This window comes from Myxococcus sp. AB056 (genome assembly GCF_006547365.1).
Classification (GTDB): Bacteria; Myxococcota; Myxococcia; order Myxococcales; family Myxococcaceae; genus Myxococcus; species Myxococcus virescens.
In genome coordinates this window covers 1-568 of record NZ_VHLB01000212.1, presented here as the reverse complement: position 1 = coordinate 568, position 568 = coordinate 1, and the positions used below count along the sequence as shown (strand labels likewise).

Annotated in this window: 1 tRNA gene; it reads right to left on the bottom strand. The window is 54.0% G+C overall.

Going from position 1 to position 568, the window contains the following annotated elements:
• Positions 1 to 332 precede the first annotated feature (332 nt).
• Positions 333 to 409: transfer RNA gene (locus FMP39_RS37185), tRNA-Ile, on the bottom strand.
• Between the last annotated feature and the right edge of the window lie 159 nt (positions 410 to 568).

The following is a 568-nucleotide window of genomic DNA, read 5'->3' as shown; positions in this document are numbered from 1 at the left end:
TAGCTTACTTGCCCTAATCTCTTGTTTCACGCCCGCCTCCCGGCGGATTGTCGAAACTCGAAACCAAGGCCCAGACTCCTGCTCTTCGCAGCAAGCCTGGAAGACTTCTTGTTACTTACGCTTGATTAAAAGCACCTGACTTCCTTCCCCTCACCTTCGCCTCACGGCGTCGGCTGGGTACTTTCGTCAGGGCTTCTGCGAGAACTTCTCTCAGCAGAAATTGAACTTACCCTTCGTATGCACTTGTCAAAGAACGCTTCCTAGACTTCAGGAAAACGTGTGTGGAGCTGATGGGGCGCGCGTCACCGCTTTCCTCCTCTCTGGGAGGAAAATGGTGGGCCTAGGTGGACTTGAACCACCGACCTCGCGCTTATCAGGCGCGCGCTCTAGCCAGCTGAGCTATAGGCCCAGGAGGCCACCGCGTCGGCAAACCCTACAGCGTCCTTCATTCTCAAAGAGCCAAGTCGCTTCGACTCAGTCCTTCAAAACCAAACAGCAAGCCCAGAGTAAGTCACTAGATTGTTATTCGGAAACGTTGACCTGGTTGACCTGACGCGACTCGAAAGTC